Below are 390 nucleotides of genomic sequence, written 5' to 3' on the forward strand. Positions count from 1 at the left end.
GTGCTGGTGGAGGCGGACGCGGTGCGGTGGGTGAAGGCGGCGTTCGACGCCGGGTAGGCGGGCCGACCCTCCGACCCGCCAACCCTTTGCTACCTTCGCCGCCAGCCCCGGCGGGTATCATCGGCCTTCATGCTCGAGCAACGCATCCAACAGCATTTCATCGACAGCGCGGACCTCAAATACCAGGCCGCGCAGCTTCTCAGCCAACCCATCGAGGCCGCCGTGCAGGCCGTCCTCGCGTGCGTCACCAGCGGGGCCAAGGTGTTGGCCTGCGGCAGCGGCGCGGCGTCGGGGCTGGCACGGCAGTTCGCCGCGCTCTGCGTGGCCGGCTTCGAACGGGAGCGTCCCGAGCTCGCGGCCATCGCGCTGGAGCCCGACGCGCTCTGGTCC

1 protein-coding gene is annotated in these 390 nt (G+C 71.3%); it reads left to right on the top strand.

Annotation, left to right across the window (positions count from 1 at the left end):
* Positions 1-129: 129 nt before the first annotated feature.
* The coding region (locus GVL52_RS32705; RefSeq protein WP_160012810.1) for an SIS domain-containing protein at positions 130-390 on the top strand (261 nt) is incomplete at its 3' end.

The sequence above is a fragment of the Rhizobium sp. 18055 genome, assembly GCF_902706285.1.
Classification (GTDB): Bacteria; Pseudomonadota; Alphaproteobacteria; order Rhizobiales; family Rhizobiaceae; genus Rhizobium.